Genomic DNA, 14067 nt, shown 5'->3' on the forward strand with positions numbered 1-14067 from the left:
CTTGCGGCCGGCCCTTTCAATATAATTCCTCTCTCCAGCCCTCGGGCGAAAAGAGGGTCTTCCTGGCTTTGACGGTTACCCCTTGATGGCGTTGCTGCCGGCAATCCGTCCGAAGACGACGCAATCCGCTGTGGCGTTGCATCCCAGCCGGTTCGATCCGTGCACGCCGCCGGCCACTTCCCCGGCCGCGTACAGGTTGGGAATGACCGCCCCGAACCCGTCCAGGACCTGGGCCTTCGCGTTGATCCGCAGGCCGCCCATGGTGTGATGGACCGCCGGCCACATCGGCAGGGCGTAGTAGGGTCCCTTGTCCATGGCGATCATGGTCTTTTTCATGGGTTTGTTGAACTCGGCGTCTTTCCCTTCCGCGATATAACGGTTGTGATCTTTGACAGTCTTCTCCAGGACATCGGCGGGAGCCCCGATCTTTTTGGCGAGCTCGGCGAGGGTGTCTCCCTTGATGAACCGTCCTCTCTTCATGCCGGCCTCCACCTCGGAGGGCTTGCCGCCGAACTTGGGATACTGGGCATCGGTGAAGATGGTGTAGGCGGGTTTCATGTTGGCCCCGAGGCCGATCTGGGCGAAGGCGCATACGTCCCTGCGATCCAGTTCGTTGACGAAGCGCTTCCCGGCCTTGCTCACGTAGATCATGCCCACCCCCGGGCCGCTGAACCCGTATACGGCGGGCCGGTCCAGAAGACCGGTATCCGGTTCCGCGAAGGGAAAGAGCTGGATGAAATTCATGTGGAGCGTGTCCGCCCCGACGGCCTTGGCATAGCGGATCACTTCGCCGGTCGCTCCCTTATGGTTGGTGCAGTTGAACTCCTTGACCAGCTTGGGCCATTCGGCGAGCCGCATTTCCAGGTCCTGGCTGAATCCTCCCGAAGCAAGGATCAACGCCTTTTTTGCCCTGATGTTCAAGACCTTGCCGCGCCTGGAGATCTCGACGCCGAGGACCGGGCTCTTCGGATCGGCGTCCTTGCGCCAGATCCAGGTGACCTTGGAGTTCAACGCCATCTTGGCCCCGTTCTTGTCGGCGATCTTTTTGAGGGCGTCCACGTAGTCCTTGCCGGAATTGTTGGCCGAGAAATGTGCGCGGTAGGCCGTGTGTCCGCCTCCGATGACCAGGACGTCGCTGAGTTTGGCGCCGCCTTCATCGATCATCCAGTTCAGGGCGTCCGGAGAATCCTTGGCCAATACCTTGACGAGATCCGGCATATTGAAATAATCGCCGCCTTTCAGGGTGTCGGCGACGTGCTGCTTGACGCTGTCTTCTCCGAGGTTCTTCTTCTGGCGGAGATGCAGTTTTTCATCCCAGGCGGCATAGCCCCCGCCGTTAATAACAGAGTTTCCGCCGACGACGGGCATCTTTTCCAGGATGACGGTTTTTGCCCCGCCGCCGGCCGCAACCGCCGCCGCGGCAAATCCGGCAAACCCGGATCCGATCACCACGACATCCCAGGTCTCGTCCCATTTCTGCGGCAGTTTCTTCACCATGGCTTCCGCCGTTCCCGGAACGGCCATGTTCAGGGCCAGGGTTCCTCCCATGGTCACTGCGCCCAGGGTCACCGCACCCTTCAGAATGGAACGCCTGCTCAATCCTGTGCCTTCTGCTTTCTCCTCGATTGCTTTTTTCATCATGGAACCTCCCTTAAACGAATGTAGCGAACATAGGCATGTTCGTCCTCTTCGCGGAACGCGAGTATAGGAGACGGGGTTTTGTGTGTCAAGGTGATAGGAAATACGTGATAGGAAATACACTTTCTGCAATTGCATATAGGGTTTTCCGTAACAGGATGCGTTTTTATTTTGTCGGATACGTCAATCCTTTGACAAAAAACGGATTGAATCTTGGGACGGCACCGATCGTCACGGAGGGCCTCTCCGGTTTTCTCTTCTGGATATGATTTCCATAAATGCTGCAATATCAAAGAGATGGCAAGCACAACCTCCTGGTCGCTTCTGCTGGCATGCTTTTTGACAAAAGGAGTGCTGAACGTTCTTTGTCTTTGTCGTTTTTTATAAGAAAAGCACGGTCGCGGTTTGCCCTGTGCAGAAGGGAATAGAATAATCGCGGGTCCGGAACGGGTCATTCGTTGAGTGATGGATATCCAGGAGGGGAAACATGAACGTATTTACAGGAACCATGGGTGCCGCATTCTTTATCTTTGTTGGAGTTGTAGCCGTTGCTTTCGCCCTCAGGCACATCTACGGGATTGTCGCCGTTGCCTTTGCCTTCCGGCGCATCTACGGGAACAGTCTCACGTATAAACTTTTTGCCTGGGCCTTGCCGGGCCTGGTCTTGATTCTTTCCATTACCTTCTTCTGGGTCAAGCTCGACAGTTTTCAGAATCTGCTGATCACGGCTTTTGCTCTTCCCGTTGGGTCTGCATTGTTGTTCGTTCAATTATACTGCTGCAGCAAAGTTTCCGATCATGAAGTGGAGGAGATCGGTAAAGCCGGCGATACCACCAAGAAACGGGGCATCAGGTTCGAGCCGCAGCAGTATCGGTAGAAGGCCGTGTCCCGGCGATCTGTGTAGAAGAAAAGCACCTCCGGATATGGTACAGGGTTTGGGCAAGGGGCGGACGCGTCGACGCTCGGCGGTCCTGCTCCCTGAGAAACTGCCCGTCCCCCGCGGGGGGCCGTGAGGGATGGCGGGCCCCGGATTGCCAAAGGAGGTGTCCCATGATTCGGTCTGTCATCCTGGCGTCGATTGTCGCGGCCGTGGTCCTGGCCGTCGGCGCGGCGGCGCCCGATTTCGAAGCGGTCTCCCAGGACGGCCGCAAGGTGATCCTGTCGGAGCTGAGGCAGCAGGGTCCTGTGGTGCTTGTATTCCTGCGCGGGTTCAGTTGACCCTACACCCGGAAACATCTGGTCCAGATGAAACAGGATTTCGGGGAGTTCACGTCCAGGAACGCCACGATTGTCGTCGTGGCGCCCCATTCCACGGAAAAAGTCGCGGCCCGGTGGAAGGAAGAGGCCCTCCCCATGATCGGAGTTCCCGATCCGGAGGGGACCCTCTCCGATCGCTACGGCCAGGAGTGGAAGCTGCTGAAGTTCGGACTCATGCCGGCCCTCTTCGTGGTCGACCGGAAGGGTTCCCTGGCCTTCGTCCAGTATGGCACGAGCATGTCGGACATCCCGGAGAACAGCGCCATCCTGAAGGTGCTGGACGGGTTGAAGGGATCTTAGGGCCGGGCGATGGGGGGAGGGATTCTTCCGCAACGTTGCCGCATGCAAAAGGGGATTGGCCGTGGATCGGTCAACCCCCTTTTTCTGTCCGGGTCCCATCGCATGGTGAAAAAAGCTAAACCCCCGGCGGTTGCCGCCCTGGTCCATCCATCGATAACAGACGATATCCACAAAGCTTTTTCTTGACAAAGTGACTTGCCGTGCTATGGTGTTACGCACTGTAACGTCATGATGCATCGCGATACGTTTTATGAACCAGATTGTTTTGAACGACACAGTGTATTTCACGGCCGCGGATATTGTCCGGGAGCTGCAGATATCGCGGCAGACCTTCTGGCGCTGGCGGCAGGAAGGGAAGATTCCCTCGGGACACCGCTTTCGGGACCGGAGGCTTCTCTATCAGCCGGAGGAGTTCGCGGAAATCCGTGAATATGCAACGAGGGTTGAGTCCGCGGCGGCAAAAGACAGCGGCCAGCTCCGCCTTTTTTAAGCGGACAGCGGAAGATATGGTTGTGGGGAAGAAGGTGTCTAGGGACTGGAAGGAGGTTTCAGGATGATCGAACAGGCGGCTGTTGCGGACACGATGAATTTCGGCATGGCGGGCTATGCGAAAGCGGACCGGGAGACCCCGGCTCCCGTTTCGGCGGCGAAGCCGACGGCTGTAGTGCCCATCAGGGAAAAAGCGAGAAAGGTGCTCAATACGTTCGACTGCCACGAGGAGCCGACGTATTTTCACTTTTGAGTCGTAATCGTAAGGCCGGTCCGGGTCATTCCATAGCCCGGTCCAGCTCCCTTCGCACGGCGAGGCCGATCTTCTCCAGGACATAGGGTTTCCGGACGAAGGTCCCGGCGCCGAGTTCCTGGGCCTCCCGGACCCGCTCCGTCTGCGAGAAGCCGCTGACGATGATGGCCCTCTGGCGGGGATTGATCTTCCGGATCCTCCGGTAGGTCTCCAGGCCGTCGATCCCCGGATCCATGATCATGTCCAGGACAACCAGGTCCGCCGTCTTCCGGTTGACGTGATCCACCGCCTCTTCCCCGCTGGCGACCGCCTCGGCCCGGTACCCCAGCCGGGTCAGCATGCTGATCGCCAGCTCCCGCTGCTCCCGAACGTCGTCCACCACCAGGACGGTTTCCCCCCGGCCCGCCAGGGATTCCGCAGGCCGGGCGCCTTCCACCCGCGCGGGCTCTTCCCGGGTGACCGGGAAATAGAGGGCGAAAGTCGTTCCCGTCCCCTCGCCGCTCTTCACGTCGATGTATCCGCCGTGGTCCTTGACGGTACCCCAGACGATGGCCAGCCCCAGGCCCGTTCCGCTTCTCCCCATGACCTTCTTGGAGTAGAAGGGCTCGAAGATCTTGTCGATGTCCCTGGCGGGGATGCCGTTCCCCGTGTCGGAGACCGTCAGGACGACGTAGTCCCCCGGCTGCATGTCGTCGTATCCGCTGAGCGGCCGGTCCAGGTGGCGGTTCTCCGTCCGGACCGTAACGACTCCCTGGCCGGAGATCGCCTCGGCGGCGTTTGACACCAGGTTCATGACCGTCTTGGACAGGTGGATCGGCGATCCCTTGATGTTGAGCAGGTCTTCAGCCAGCTCGGGCCGGACGACCACCCCCCGGTGGAACGACAGCAGCTTCTCGAATTCCGGGGCCTGCAGGTAGTCCGTAACGACCCGGTTCAGGCCGATCACCTCCGAGATGGGTACGCCCCGCCGGGCCAGTGTCAGGAGATCCTGGATGATGGCTGCCCCCTTGATGCTGGAGGTGAGGATGTTCTCGGCGTACTTCCGGGTGGAAGTACCCTCGGGGAGCTTCTCCGCCAGCAGCTCCGAGTAGCCCACCAGCACGCCCAGGACATTGTTCAGGTCATGGGCCACGCCGCCCGCCAGCGTGCCCAGGGCCTCCATCTTCTCGGCCCGGGCCAGGCGCTCTTCCATTTGCCGGCGCTCCGTGTTGTTGCGGAGGCATTCGATGGCGGCGACGATCTCCCCCCGGGAGTCCCGGAGCACCGAGGCCTTGGCGGACATGTGGACGTCTCCGGGAGGGATGTTCGGGGTGTACGCCTCTCCGAAGATGATGTCCCCGGTTCTCCGGATGGACGTAAATCTCGCTTCCGCCGCCGGGTCCGGGTGAAGGGCCAGGTCGATCAAGGCGGGCCTCCGGTCGCCGTAGAAGGGGATGGAGTACTCCCGGTTCCCCTTGCCGAGCATGTCTTCTTTTTTCACTCCGGTCAGAAGCTCCGCGGCCCGGTTCCAGGCGATGATCTTTTCCTCCCGGTCGACGACGACCGTCGCGTCGGGGAAAAAGTTGATGATGTCCATCAACTGCTGCCGGGACTCCCGGAGCGACTGCTCGGCACGCTTCCGCTCGGTGATGTCGAAGGCGGAGGCGACGGTTGTATTCTTGTTGTGAATCCTACTCACCGTCGAGGAGAGGTCCAGCCACTTCTCCGTGCCGTCCTTGGCGACGATCCTGATTTCATAGCGCGGCGGCTGCTCCTCCCCCTCCAGGCGCTTGAGTCCCCTGGCTTTCACCATCTCCCGGTGATCCGGGTGGACGATGTCCCAGAAATTCATGCCGGCGACGTCTTCCATGGAGTATCCGGTGACCGCCTCGAAGGCTGGGTTGACGTACTGGATTTTCGTGTCTTGGATCAGGAAGATGAGGGCGGAGGTGCTTTCCGCGAGGGCGCGGAACTTGATCTCGCTGAGCCGCAACTCTTCTTCCGCGTCTTTTCGCTTGGTGATGTCCGTCAGCAGGTACAGGATTGCCGGGCGGCCGTTCCAGGGGATACCAACCGCGGACAGGCGAACCCAGGTCAATCCCCCGTCCCGATTGACGACTCGGAACTCGTAGCTGTCCGGGACATTCTCTCCTTTGACGCGCTTTTGATAATAGGCCAAAACCCTGTCCCGGTCCTCGTGCCAGACATGGTCGAAGAAGGGGGGTCCTTCCAGCCCCTCGATCGGCACTCCCAGGTGATCGGACACCCGGCGGTTCACGAAGGTGAAGATTCCGTCCTGCAGGATCAGGATCCCCTCGCTCGACCTGTCAGCGAGGGCGCGATGGGTTTTCAGATACGGTCCTGAATCCGGCCTCTTTTTCCCGGGGATTGTTTCCGTGAACAGGAGGGGTGACGGAAGGCTGTTTTCTTGTGGGCTGGTTACAGGAAACAGCGACAACTGGCTTTCTCGGCTCATCTTCTCTCCCGGCGCAGCAAGAATGTTGAACAGGCGGTCTGAGCAGTTGTATTCCTGATTTCCAAGGTCGGCATATTAGCTTATCGCGAGGAATATGCAAACGATATTAGGGGACGCTGCTGATTGAGCCGTTGTGCGGGGATGGCCATGGATGAATGATTTGAGGTGCTATTCCCATTGACGCAGCAGGACGCCGGGCCTATGCTGCCGCCCGTGGAACATTCCGTTTGAATGCCCTTCAAGGAGGAATCGCAATGCCGTTCAGGATGCAGCCGGGGAAATTCTACCGCATGCCCGTCGTTTTCGGTCCCAGCCTGGGTCCCCGGCAGCGGGGATCGAATCATACACTCTTCAGCAAGGACGCCCCCAAGGCTACCGTCATCACGGTCTCTTTCCGGACCGATCCCGCGCAGCTGGAGGCGCTCCTTCCCGAGGGCTTCTCGCTCCGGGCGGAGCCGGTCGTTTCCGTGCGCTTTACCTGCCTCAAGGAAATACCCTGGCTGGCGGGGCGCGGATACAACCACATGGGGCTTTCCTTTCCCGCCGTGTTCAAGGGGAAGCGGGACGTCGTCGAGGGGGATTTCCTGACGGTCCTCTGGGAGAACCTCTGCGACCCGATCATCACGGGCCGCGAGGAGCTGGGATATTCGAAGATTTACTGCGAGCTTCCGGAGCCGGCCGTTCTGGCGGGCACGACCCACTGCACCGCATCCTGGCTGGGCTTCAAGTTCATGGACCTGCGCGCCTCCGACCTGAGGGTGCCCTCGCCGGAGGAGGCCGCCAAACTGGTCGATCCGGCGTCCGAGGGGGTCCTGCACTTCAAGTACATGCCCCGGACGGGCGACTGGGGAACCGCCGACGCCGCCTACGCGACGCTCACGCCGCATGCGGATCCCAACAAGACCGTGACCGAACGGTGGGTGGGAAGCGGCTCGGTGAAATTCCACGAGGCGACGTGGGAGGAACTGCCCACGCTCTACAACATCGTCAACTGCTTCCATGCCCTGGAGGTCCGGGAATGGCTGGGCGCCGGCATCGTGAAGACCGTCGGCGCCAAGGACTACAGCGACCAGCGCATTCTTCTGTAGCCGTCATCCTGGAAGACACATCTTGTTTGTTCCATGCTCGCGAAAACGGGGGCGGACTGGAATCCGTCCCCGTTTTGCGTTCTTGCCTCATGTCCCCCATCCGCTCCCCGGTCTTTTCCCTTGACAAGTCCTGTTTGTTCTGGAAGTGTAAAGTAATAGTTTATAGTAGCCGTTATGGAACAGCCTCTCATTTTGCGAAATAAATTCATGATTACCGGAGAATAGACATGAAAACACGCATCACGGAGTTGTTTGGCATCCAGTATCCGATCGTCCTGTCCGGAATGAGCTGGATCAGCGTGCCCAAGATGGTGGCGGCGGTTTCGAACGCCGGAGGGCTGGGCATCCTGGCGACGGGTCCCCTGGACAAGGAGCAGACGAGGCAGTCGATCCGGGAGATCCGGAAGCTGACGGACAAGCCCTTCGGGGCCAACACGTCCCTGATGTTTCCCGGGGCGATGGAGACGGCCAAGGTGCTCCTGGAGGAGAAGGTCCCGGTCATCAATTTCGCCCTGGGCAAGGGGGACTGGCTGGTCCGGGAGGCGCACAAATACGGCGGCAAGGTGATCGCCACCGTCGTCAAGGAGCAGCACGCCAGGCGCGCCGAGGAATACGGGGTCGACGCCGTGATCGCCACGGGCTACGAGGCCGCGGCCCACGGAGAGGCCGTCGCGTCCATGATTCTCATCCCCAGCCTGGCTGAGAAGATCAAGATCCCCATCATCGCCGCGGGCGGATTCGCCGACGGCAAGGGCCTCGCCGCCGCGCTGGCCCTGGGGGCGGACGGCATCGCCATGGGGACGCGCTTCATGACGACGAAGGAAAGCCCGCTCCACGAGAATTTCAAGAAGCTGTCCCTCGAAAAGGGCGTCTCCGACACGCTCTACTCCAAACGCATCGACGGCCTCTTCTGCCGGGTCATGGAGACGGAGACGGCGCACAAGGCGATCCGGCGCGGACTGGACCTGCCGGCCGCCTTCTTCAACGCCCGCGAGATCGCCACGATGCTCCACCTGCCCTTCTTCAAGCTCTTCATCGGCGTCCTCCTGTCAGGATGGAAGAACGCCCGGCAACTGGCCTACTTCGCGAACGCCGGCAAGGCGTTCCGGCTGGCCACGGAGAACGGCGACATGGTGAAGGGCATTCTCCCGGTCGGACAGGTAACCGGCCTGATGCACGACATCCCGACGGTCTCCGCCCTGATGGAGCGGACGGTCCGGGAGGCCGGTGCCGTGCGCGACCGCTTCGCGGTCCAGTTGTCCTGACGTCCCATGGACAGGAAAAGGAGAAAGAAAGATACATGCACCCTTGCATGAACTTGTATGAGGAGGTCGATGATGAGTTATGAGACGATGCAGTTCGTAAGGGAGGGGCCCGTCGGGGTCCTGACCTTCAACCGTCCCGAGGCCATGAATGCCATGAACTACGTCATGATCAGCGAGTTCCGGGATTTCTTCCAGGAGCGGTTCCGCGACCATGACACCCGGGTGATCGTCCTGACCGGGGCCGGAAAGGCGTTCAATGCCGGCATGGACATGAATGATCTTATGAATTTCATTCCCCCCGGCGGCTTCAAACCCAAGGCCGTCTACGAGTTTCAGAAACTTTTTTCCGATTTCATCCTTTTCATGAGGCGCTGTCCCCAGCCGATCATCGCCGCCGTCAACGGTGGGGCGGCGGGGGCGGGGCTGTCCATCGCGGCGGCCTGCGACGTCCGGATTGCCGCCCCGGAGGCGAAATTCATCGCCGCCTACATCAACATCGGTACCGGCGGGGCGGACATGGGGTCTTCCTGGCTGTTCCCACGCATCGTGGGGGCCGGGAATGCGGCGCGATACCTGATGACGGGTGACAAGTTCGGCGCCGACGAGGCCTATCGCATCGGATTTGTCCAGGCCATCGTCGGGAAGGACCGCCTGCTGGAGGAGGCCATGAAGATGGCGCAGACCATGGCGGGGAAATCGCCGATCGGGCTGAGACTGACCAAGGAGGCCCTGAACCGGAACACCGGCGGGCTCAGCCTTGAGGACGCAATCATGCTGGAAGACCGGAACCAGGCGATGTGCATGGTGGAGATGACCTCGCAGAACGCCGGGTAACGACCGACAGGGAAAAGGACTTTTTCATTCATCTTAGCCCGCGAAAGCGATCCGTTGGGAGAGAAAGGAAAAAGCATGGAAGACAGAATCTGGCACAAGGCATACGTGGCGGGCGTTTCACCGACGTTGAACATTGAGAGAATAACCATGGGCGCCGTTCTGAAAAGGACGGCGTCGCGTTTTCCGGACCATGTCGCACTCATTCTGATGGGAAAAGAGATCACCTACCGGGAGCTGGACGAGAGCGTCGACCGGTTCGCCGCCGCCCTGCACGGCCTGGGCGTGAAGAAGAACGACAAGGTTGCCCTGATCCTGCCCAACATTCCACAGATGGTCATCGCCACCTATGCCCTGTTTCGCCTGGGGGCCGTGGCGGTGATGAACAACCCCCTCTACACGCCCGCGGAACTGGAGCACAACCTGAACAGCTCCGAGGCGCGCGTAGCCGTTGCGATGGACCTGTTCGTGCCGACGGTGCTGTCCCTCAAGGGCACCACAAAGATTGAAAAGGTGGTGGTCTGCCATGCCCGGGACTACCTGCCGGCCGACGCCGCCGACGATCCCCTGGTCAAGGAGGTTGCCGCCCTGCATTTCGATATTCCTCCGGAGAGCGGCGTCTATGAGTTCAGCGCCCTCCTGGCCGGTCCCGTTTCGTTGCCCCCGGACACGAAAGTCGATTTCGACGATCCGGCGGCCTTCATCTTCACGGGCGGAACGACGGGCGTCTCCAAGGCCGTCGTCATCAGCCATGCCAACTCCAGCGTCGCCGCCCAGCAGTTCCGGGCCTGGCTGTTCGATACGGAAGACGGGAAGGAGCGGCTGCTGGCCGTCCTGCCCTTCTTCCACGTGGCCGGTTATACCGACATGATGAACAACGCCATCATGAGGGGGTGGACCAACATCCTCGTTCCCCGGCCCACGCCGGACACGATCTGCGAGCTGACGCTGCGCTTCAAGCCCACCCTGTTCGGCGGTGTCCCGACGATGTTCGTGGGGCTCCTGAACCACCCGAAATTCACGTCCATGAAGATGGACTTCATCAAGGGCTGCTTCTCCGGGGCCGCGCCGGTCGCCCTGGAGACGATCCACCAGTGGGAGGCCCTCACCGGCTCCTCGATCGTTGAGTTGTACGGGCTCTCCGAGACGTCGGCCCTGGCCACGTTCAACCCCTGGCGGGGGAAGACCAAGCTCGGGAGCGTGGGAATCCCGCTGCCGGAGGTGGACTGCCGCATCGTCGACGTCGAAACGGGAACGAAAGACCAGAAGCTCGGCGAGGCCGGGGAGATCCTGCTCAAGGGACCCCAGGTCACAAAGGAGTACTACAACAATCCCGAGGCGACGGCCGAGGTCATCCGGGACGGGTGGCTCTCCACGGGCGATATCGGCTACCTGGATGAAGAGGGGTACCTGTTCATCGTCGACCGGAAGAAGGACGTCATCATCGCCGGCGGGTACAATATTTATCCGCGGGAGGTGGACGAGGTCCTCTACCAGCACCCCAAGGTGCAGGCCGCGTGCGTCGTCGGGATCCCGGACACGTACCGCGGAGAGACGGTGAAGGCCTTCGTGGTCCTGAAGCAGGGCGAGACGGCCACGGAGAAGGAGATCACCGATTTCTGCAAGGCGAAGCTCGCTGCATACAAGGTTCCGAAATACGTCGAGTTCCGGCAGGCCCTGCCGCAGACGGCCGTGGGCAAGATCCTGCGCCGGGTGCTCAGGGACGAGGAGCTGGCGGCCCGGAAGGCGAAATAGGGAGCCGGCCTCCTCCCGGCGATGCCGGGAATCCTTGATTCGGGAACGGGAAGTCGGCTATGCAGCGGCACGGGATTCATTCCGGGAAGGAGAAAATGATATGGGATTGAGAATCGGAGAGCTGTCCAAGATGACGGGCGTGCCCATATCCACCATCCGCTATTATGTCGCCAACGGCCTGCTGCCCGTTCCCGAGAAGGTCGGCAAGCTGCTTTCCCACTACGACGAGAGCTGTGTCCAGACGCTCCAGACCATCCTTTACCTGCAGGAAAACAGGCACTTTCCCCTGGCGATCATCAAGAACATCTTAAGAAGGATGGACAGCGGCCTGAGCCTGCAGGAGGCCGAATCCGTGGAGGACGTGATCTTCAATCCTCCCGGGAACGCCGTCGACAGCCGGCTCATGAACCGGACGGAATTCCTGTCACAGACGGGGCTGACGGCACAGGAGCTGGAGACGGCGGAAACAATGGGGCTCATCATGCCCTACGTCCATGACGAGGGCCGGGAGCTCTACAACCATGAAGACGTCCTGTGGGGAAAGGACGTCCTGAAGAGAATCCTGCAGTTCGAGAACTGCTGGGACGACTTTGTTGAATACCTGAACATCGGAGACCGGATGATCGATCAGGAATTCGCGATCCGGGAGAAGATCGTCCGGGACCGGAGCCTGAAGGAGAACATGGAGATCTCCATCGAGCTGTCGAAGGCGGCGGAGTACACGCGCGGTTACCTGTTGAGGAGGCTCTTCCAGAGGAAGATCCGGTCGCACATCAAAATGAGCCTGGAGGACAAGTAAGCGCATCGCTGCCGCGCTCCGGAAGTCTCTTGTGAAAATCATGCGGCGCCGTCTGCGTCGAGTTACGACGGGCGACGCTTCATTCATGAACGGTGTCGATTGTAGCGGAGGATTGCATGGGACAGAATTTTTACAAGCGGGATGACAGGGACGTGAAGTTCGTCCTGAAGGAACACCTGGGCATCGATCAGCTCCTGGAGCTGGAGCCGTATCGGGGATTCACCATGGAAGATTTCGACATGATCCTCGACCAGGCCCAGAAGATCGCGGCCAATGACGTGGCGCCGTCGTTCCAGGACGGCGACCGGCAGGGGTGCCGGTTCGACCAGGGCCGGGTCCTGGTGCCGGAATCGTTCAAGCACGCCTGGAAGGTTTTCCGGGAGGGCTCCTGGTTCGCCCTGGCGATGAAGACGGACTTCGGGGGCCAGGGACTGCCCCTGATCGTGGCCGAGGCGGCGATGGAGTTTTTCATCAGCGCCAATTTCTCCTTCGGCTGCTTCGCGGGGCTGGGACCGGGCAACGGGTCCATGATCGAGAGCTTCGGCTCCCCGGAGCAGAAGGACCTCTTCTGCGCGAAGATGTACGACGGCACCTGGGGCGGCAGCATGTGCCTGACGGAGCCGGCGGTGGGCTCCGACGCCCATATGGTCGCCGCGAAGGCGTCACCCGACGGGAAATACTACAAAATCCAGGGGACGAAGATCTTCATCACCTCCGGCGAGCACGACCTGACCGAGAACATCGTCCACCTGGTCATCGCCCGGATCGAAGGCGCGCCGGCGGGGGCGAAGGGCGTATCCCTCTTCGCCGTGCCCAAGATCTGGGTGAATGAGGACGGAACGCTGGGCAAACCGAACGACGTGGCCTGCATCGGCATCGAGCACAAGATGGGCCTCAACGGCTCGGCCACCTGCGTCCTGAATTTCGGGGAAAACGGGCAGTGCCGGGGGCACCTGATCGGGGAGGCCGGCAAGGGGCTGGCCTACATGTTCCAGATGGTCAACGTGGCCCGGATGGCCGTGGGGCTGGAGGCGGTGGCCTTCGGCGCGAACATCTACGCGAACGTCCTGGAATACGCGAAGGAGCGCGTCCAGGGGACGCGGTTCGCCATGGGCGGCGAGCGGATCCGGATCGTGGAGCACGCGGACATCCGCCGGATGCTTTTGAACCTGAAATCCCTGACGGAGGGGATGCGTGCGCTCGTCTACAAGACCTACCTCATGGAGGACCTGTCGAGGAACTGCCCCGATCCGGACAGGCGGCGGAAGGCGAAGGGCCGCCTGGAGCTGTTTACGCCGCTGGTGAAGGCCTACTGCTCGGACCGGATCTTCGAGATGGGCCGGGACGGCATCCAGGCCCTCGGGGGGTACGGATTCACCAAGGAGTACCCCATCGAGCAGTACACCCGGGATTGCAAGATCCTCTCCATCTGGGACGGCACGAACTTCATCCAGTCCGCCGACCTGGTGGGGCGGAAGCTGAACATGGGCGGAGGCGCCGTCTTCCAGGCCTGGGCCGAGGACGTCTCGGCCTTCATCAAGGACCACGAGAAAGACCGGACCTTCGGCAAGGAGCTGGAGATCCTGAAAGAGGCCCTGGAGGCGGTGGTCGGGCTGGTGATGGACTACGGCCGGTACTTCGGGGAAGGGAAGCTCGACCTGATCCCGCTCACCTCGACGCGGTTTCTCGACTGCATGTCCGAGGTGGCCGTCGCCCACCTGCTTCTGGAACAGGGCATGATCGCCCAGACCAGGCTGGAGGGCGGGGATGCGGGAGCGGACGCCGATTTTTACCGCGGCAAGGTGGCGGCGGTGCAGTATTACTGCCGGAACTTCCTGCCCCAGGTCTTCGGCCGGGCCCGGATCATCAAGATGGAGGACCTGACCGCCGTCCAGGTCGAGGAGGCGGCGCTGTAGCGGGATGTGGGCCCGCCTGCG

Annotated in this window: 12 protein-coding genes; 10 read left to right on the forward strand and 2 right to left on the reverse strand. The window is 61.0% G+C overall.

Annotated elements, in window-relative coordinates; translation table 11 throughout:
• Positions 1-75 precede the first annotated feature (75 nt).
• The gene (locus PLO63_00705) at positions 76-1641 is read right to left on the reverse strand and encodes a flavocytochrome c (protein ID HOI72637.1); all 1566 of its coding nucleotides are present in this window, start codon (positions 1639-1641) and stop codon (positions 76-78) included.
• A 484-nt stretch (positions 1642-2125) separates the two neighbouring features.
• Between PLO63_00705 and PLO63_00710 the strand changes: the two genes are divergently transcribed.
• The 4 genes from PLO63_00710 (at position 2126) to PLO63_00725 (ending at position 3937) form a co-directional block, all read left to right on the forward strand.
• Complete coding sequence (locus PLO63_00710) at positions 2126-2515, forward strand: hypothetical protein (protein HOI72638.1); 390 nt, start codon at positions 2126-2128, stop codon at positions 2513-2515.
• A 173-nt stretch (positions 2516-2688) separates the two neighbouring features.
• Entirely contained in the window at positions 2689-3195 is a 507-nt protein-coding gene (locus tag PLO63_00715; GenBank protein HOI72639.1) for a redoxin domain-containing protein, read from the forward strand.
• 250 nt (positions 3196-3445) lie between these two features.
• Positions 3446-3685, forward strand: a complete 240-nt coding sequence (locus tag PLO63_00720; protein ID HOI72640.1) for a helix-turn-helix domain-containing protein — start codon at positions 3446-3448, stop codon at positions 3683-3685.
• Positions 3686-3748: 63 nt separating this feature from the next.
• The gene (locus PLO63_00725; GenBank protein HOI72641.1) at positions 3749-3937 is read left to right on the forward strand and encodes a hypothetical protein; all 189 of its coding nucleotides are present in this window, start codon (positions 3749-3751) and stop codon (positions 3935-3937) included.
• Positions 3938-3962: 25 nt separating this feature from the next.
• Here the strand turns inward: PLO63_00725 and PLO63_00730 are convergent, their stop codons facing one another.
• The gene (locus PLO63_00730) at positions 3963-6392 is read right to left on the reverse strand and encodes a PAS domain S-box protein (protein HOI72642.1); all 2430 of its coding nucleotides are present in this window, start codon (positions 6390-6392) and stop codon (positions 3963-3965) included.
• A 254-nt stretch (positions 6393-6646) separates the two neighbouring features.
• Between PLO63_00730 and PLO63_00735 the strand changes: the two genes are divergently transcribed.
• The 6 genes from PLO63_00735 to PLO63_00760 all read left to right on the forward strand — a co-directional run bounded on the left by PLO63_00735 (position 6647) and on the right by PLO63_00760 (position 14046).
• Positions 6647-7480, forward strand: coding sequence for an acetoacetate decarboxylase family protein (locus tag PLO63_00735; protein HOI72643.1), 834 nt, complete (start codon positions 6647-6649; stop codon positions 7478-7480).
• 227 nt (positions 7481-7707) lie between these two features.
• Complete coding sequence (locus PLO63_00740; GenBank protein ID HOI72644.1) at positions 7708-8745, forward strand: nitronate monooxygenase; 1038 nt, start codon at positions 7708-7710, stop codon at positions 8743-8745.
• Between the two features lie 69 nt (positions 8746-8814).
• Positions 8815-9579, forward strand: a complete 765-nt coding sequence (locus PLO63_00745) for an enoyl-CoA hydratase/isomerase family protein (GenBank protein HOI72645.1) — start codon at positions 8815-8817, stop codon at positions 9577-9579.
• Positions 9580-9654: 75 nt separating this feature from the next.
• Complete coding sequence (locus tag PLO63_00750; GenBank protein ID HOI72646.1) at positions 9655-11331, forward strand: long-chain fatty acid--CoA ligase; 1677 nt, start codon at positions 9655-9657, stop codon at positions 11329-11331.
• A gap of 100 nt (positions 11332-11431) precedes the next feature.
• Complete coding sequence (locus PLO63_00755) at positions 11432-12130, forward strand: MerR family transcriptional regulator (GenBank protein ID HOI72647.1); 699 nt, start codon at positions 11432-11434, stop codon at positions 12128-12130.
• Between the two features lie 116 nt (positions 12131-12246).
• On the forward strand, positions 12247-14046 hold the full coding sequence (locus PLO63_00760; protein HOI72648.1) for an acyl-CoA dehydrogenase: 1800 nt from the start codon (positions 12247-12249) through the stop codon (positions 14044-14046).
• Positions 14047-14067 lie beyond the last annotated feature (21 nt).

The sequence above is a fragment of the Syntrophales bacterium genome (genome assembly GCA_035363115.1).
Taxonomy (GTDB): Bacteria; Desulfobacterota; Syntrophia; order Syntrophales; family PHBD01; genus PHBD01.

Bases quoted from the DNA above. Each gene is read 5' to 3' on its own strand.
- PLO63_00730 (HOI72642.1), bottom strand. From the start codon at position 6,392: ATGAGCCGAGAAAGCCAGTTGTCGCTGTTTCCTGTAACCAGCCCACAA.
- PLO63_00725 (HOI72641.1), top strand. From the start codon at position 3,749: ATGATCGAACAGGCGGCTGTTGCGGACACGATGAATTTCGGCATGGCG.
- PLO63_00745 (HOI72645.1), top strand. From the start codon at position 8,815: ATGATGAGTTATGAGACGATGCAGTTCGTAAGGGAGGGGCCCGTCGGG.
- PLO63_00760 (HOI72648.1), top strand. From the start codon at position 12,247: ATGGGACAGAATTTTTACAAGCGGGATGACAGGGACGTGAAGTTCGTC.
- PLO63_00755 (HOI72647.1), top strand. From the start codon at position 11,432: ATGGGATTGAGAATCGGAGAGCTGTCCAAGATGACGGGCGTGCCCATA.
- PLO63_00720 (HOI72640.1), top strand. From the start codon at position 3,446: ATGAACCAGATTGTTTTGAACGACACAGTGTATTTCACGGCCGCGGAT.
- PLO63_00705 (HOI72637.1), bottom strand. From the start codon at position 1,641: ATGATGAAAAAAGCAATCGAGGAGAAAGCAGAAGGCACAGGATTGAGC.
- PLO63_00740 (HOI72644.1), top strand. From the start codon at position 7,708: ATGAAAACACGCATCACGGAGTTGTTTGGCATCCAGTATCCGATCGTC.
- PLO63_00750 (HOI72646.1), top strand. From the start codon at position 9,655: ATGGAAGACAGAATCTGGCACAAGGCATACGTGGCGGGCGTTTCACCG.
- PLO63_00735 (HOI72643.1), top strand. From the start codon at position 6,647: ATGCCGTTCAGGATGCAGCCGGGGAAATTCTACCGCATGCCCGTCGTT.
- PLO63_00710 (HOI72638.1), top strand. From the start codon at position 2,126: ATGAACGTATTTACAGGAACCATGGGTGCCGCATTCTTTATCTTTGTT.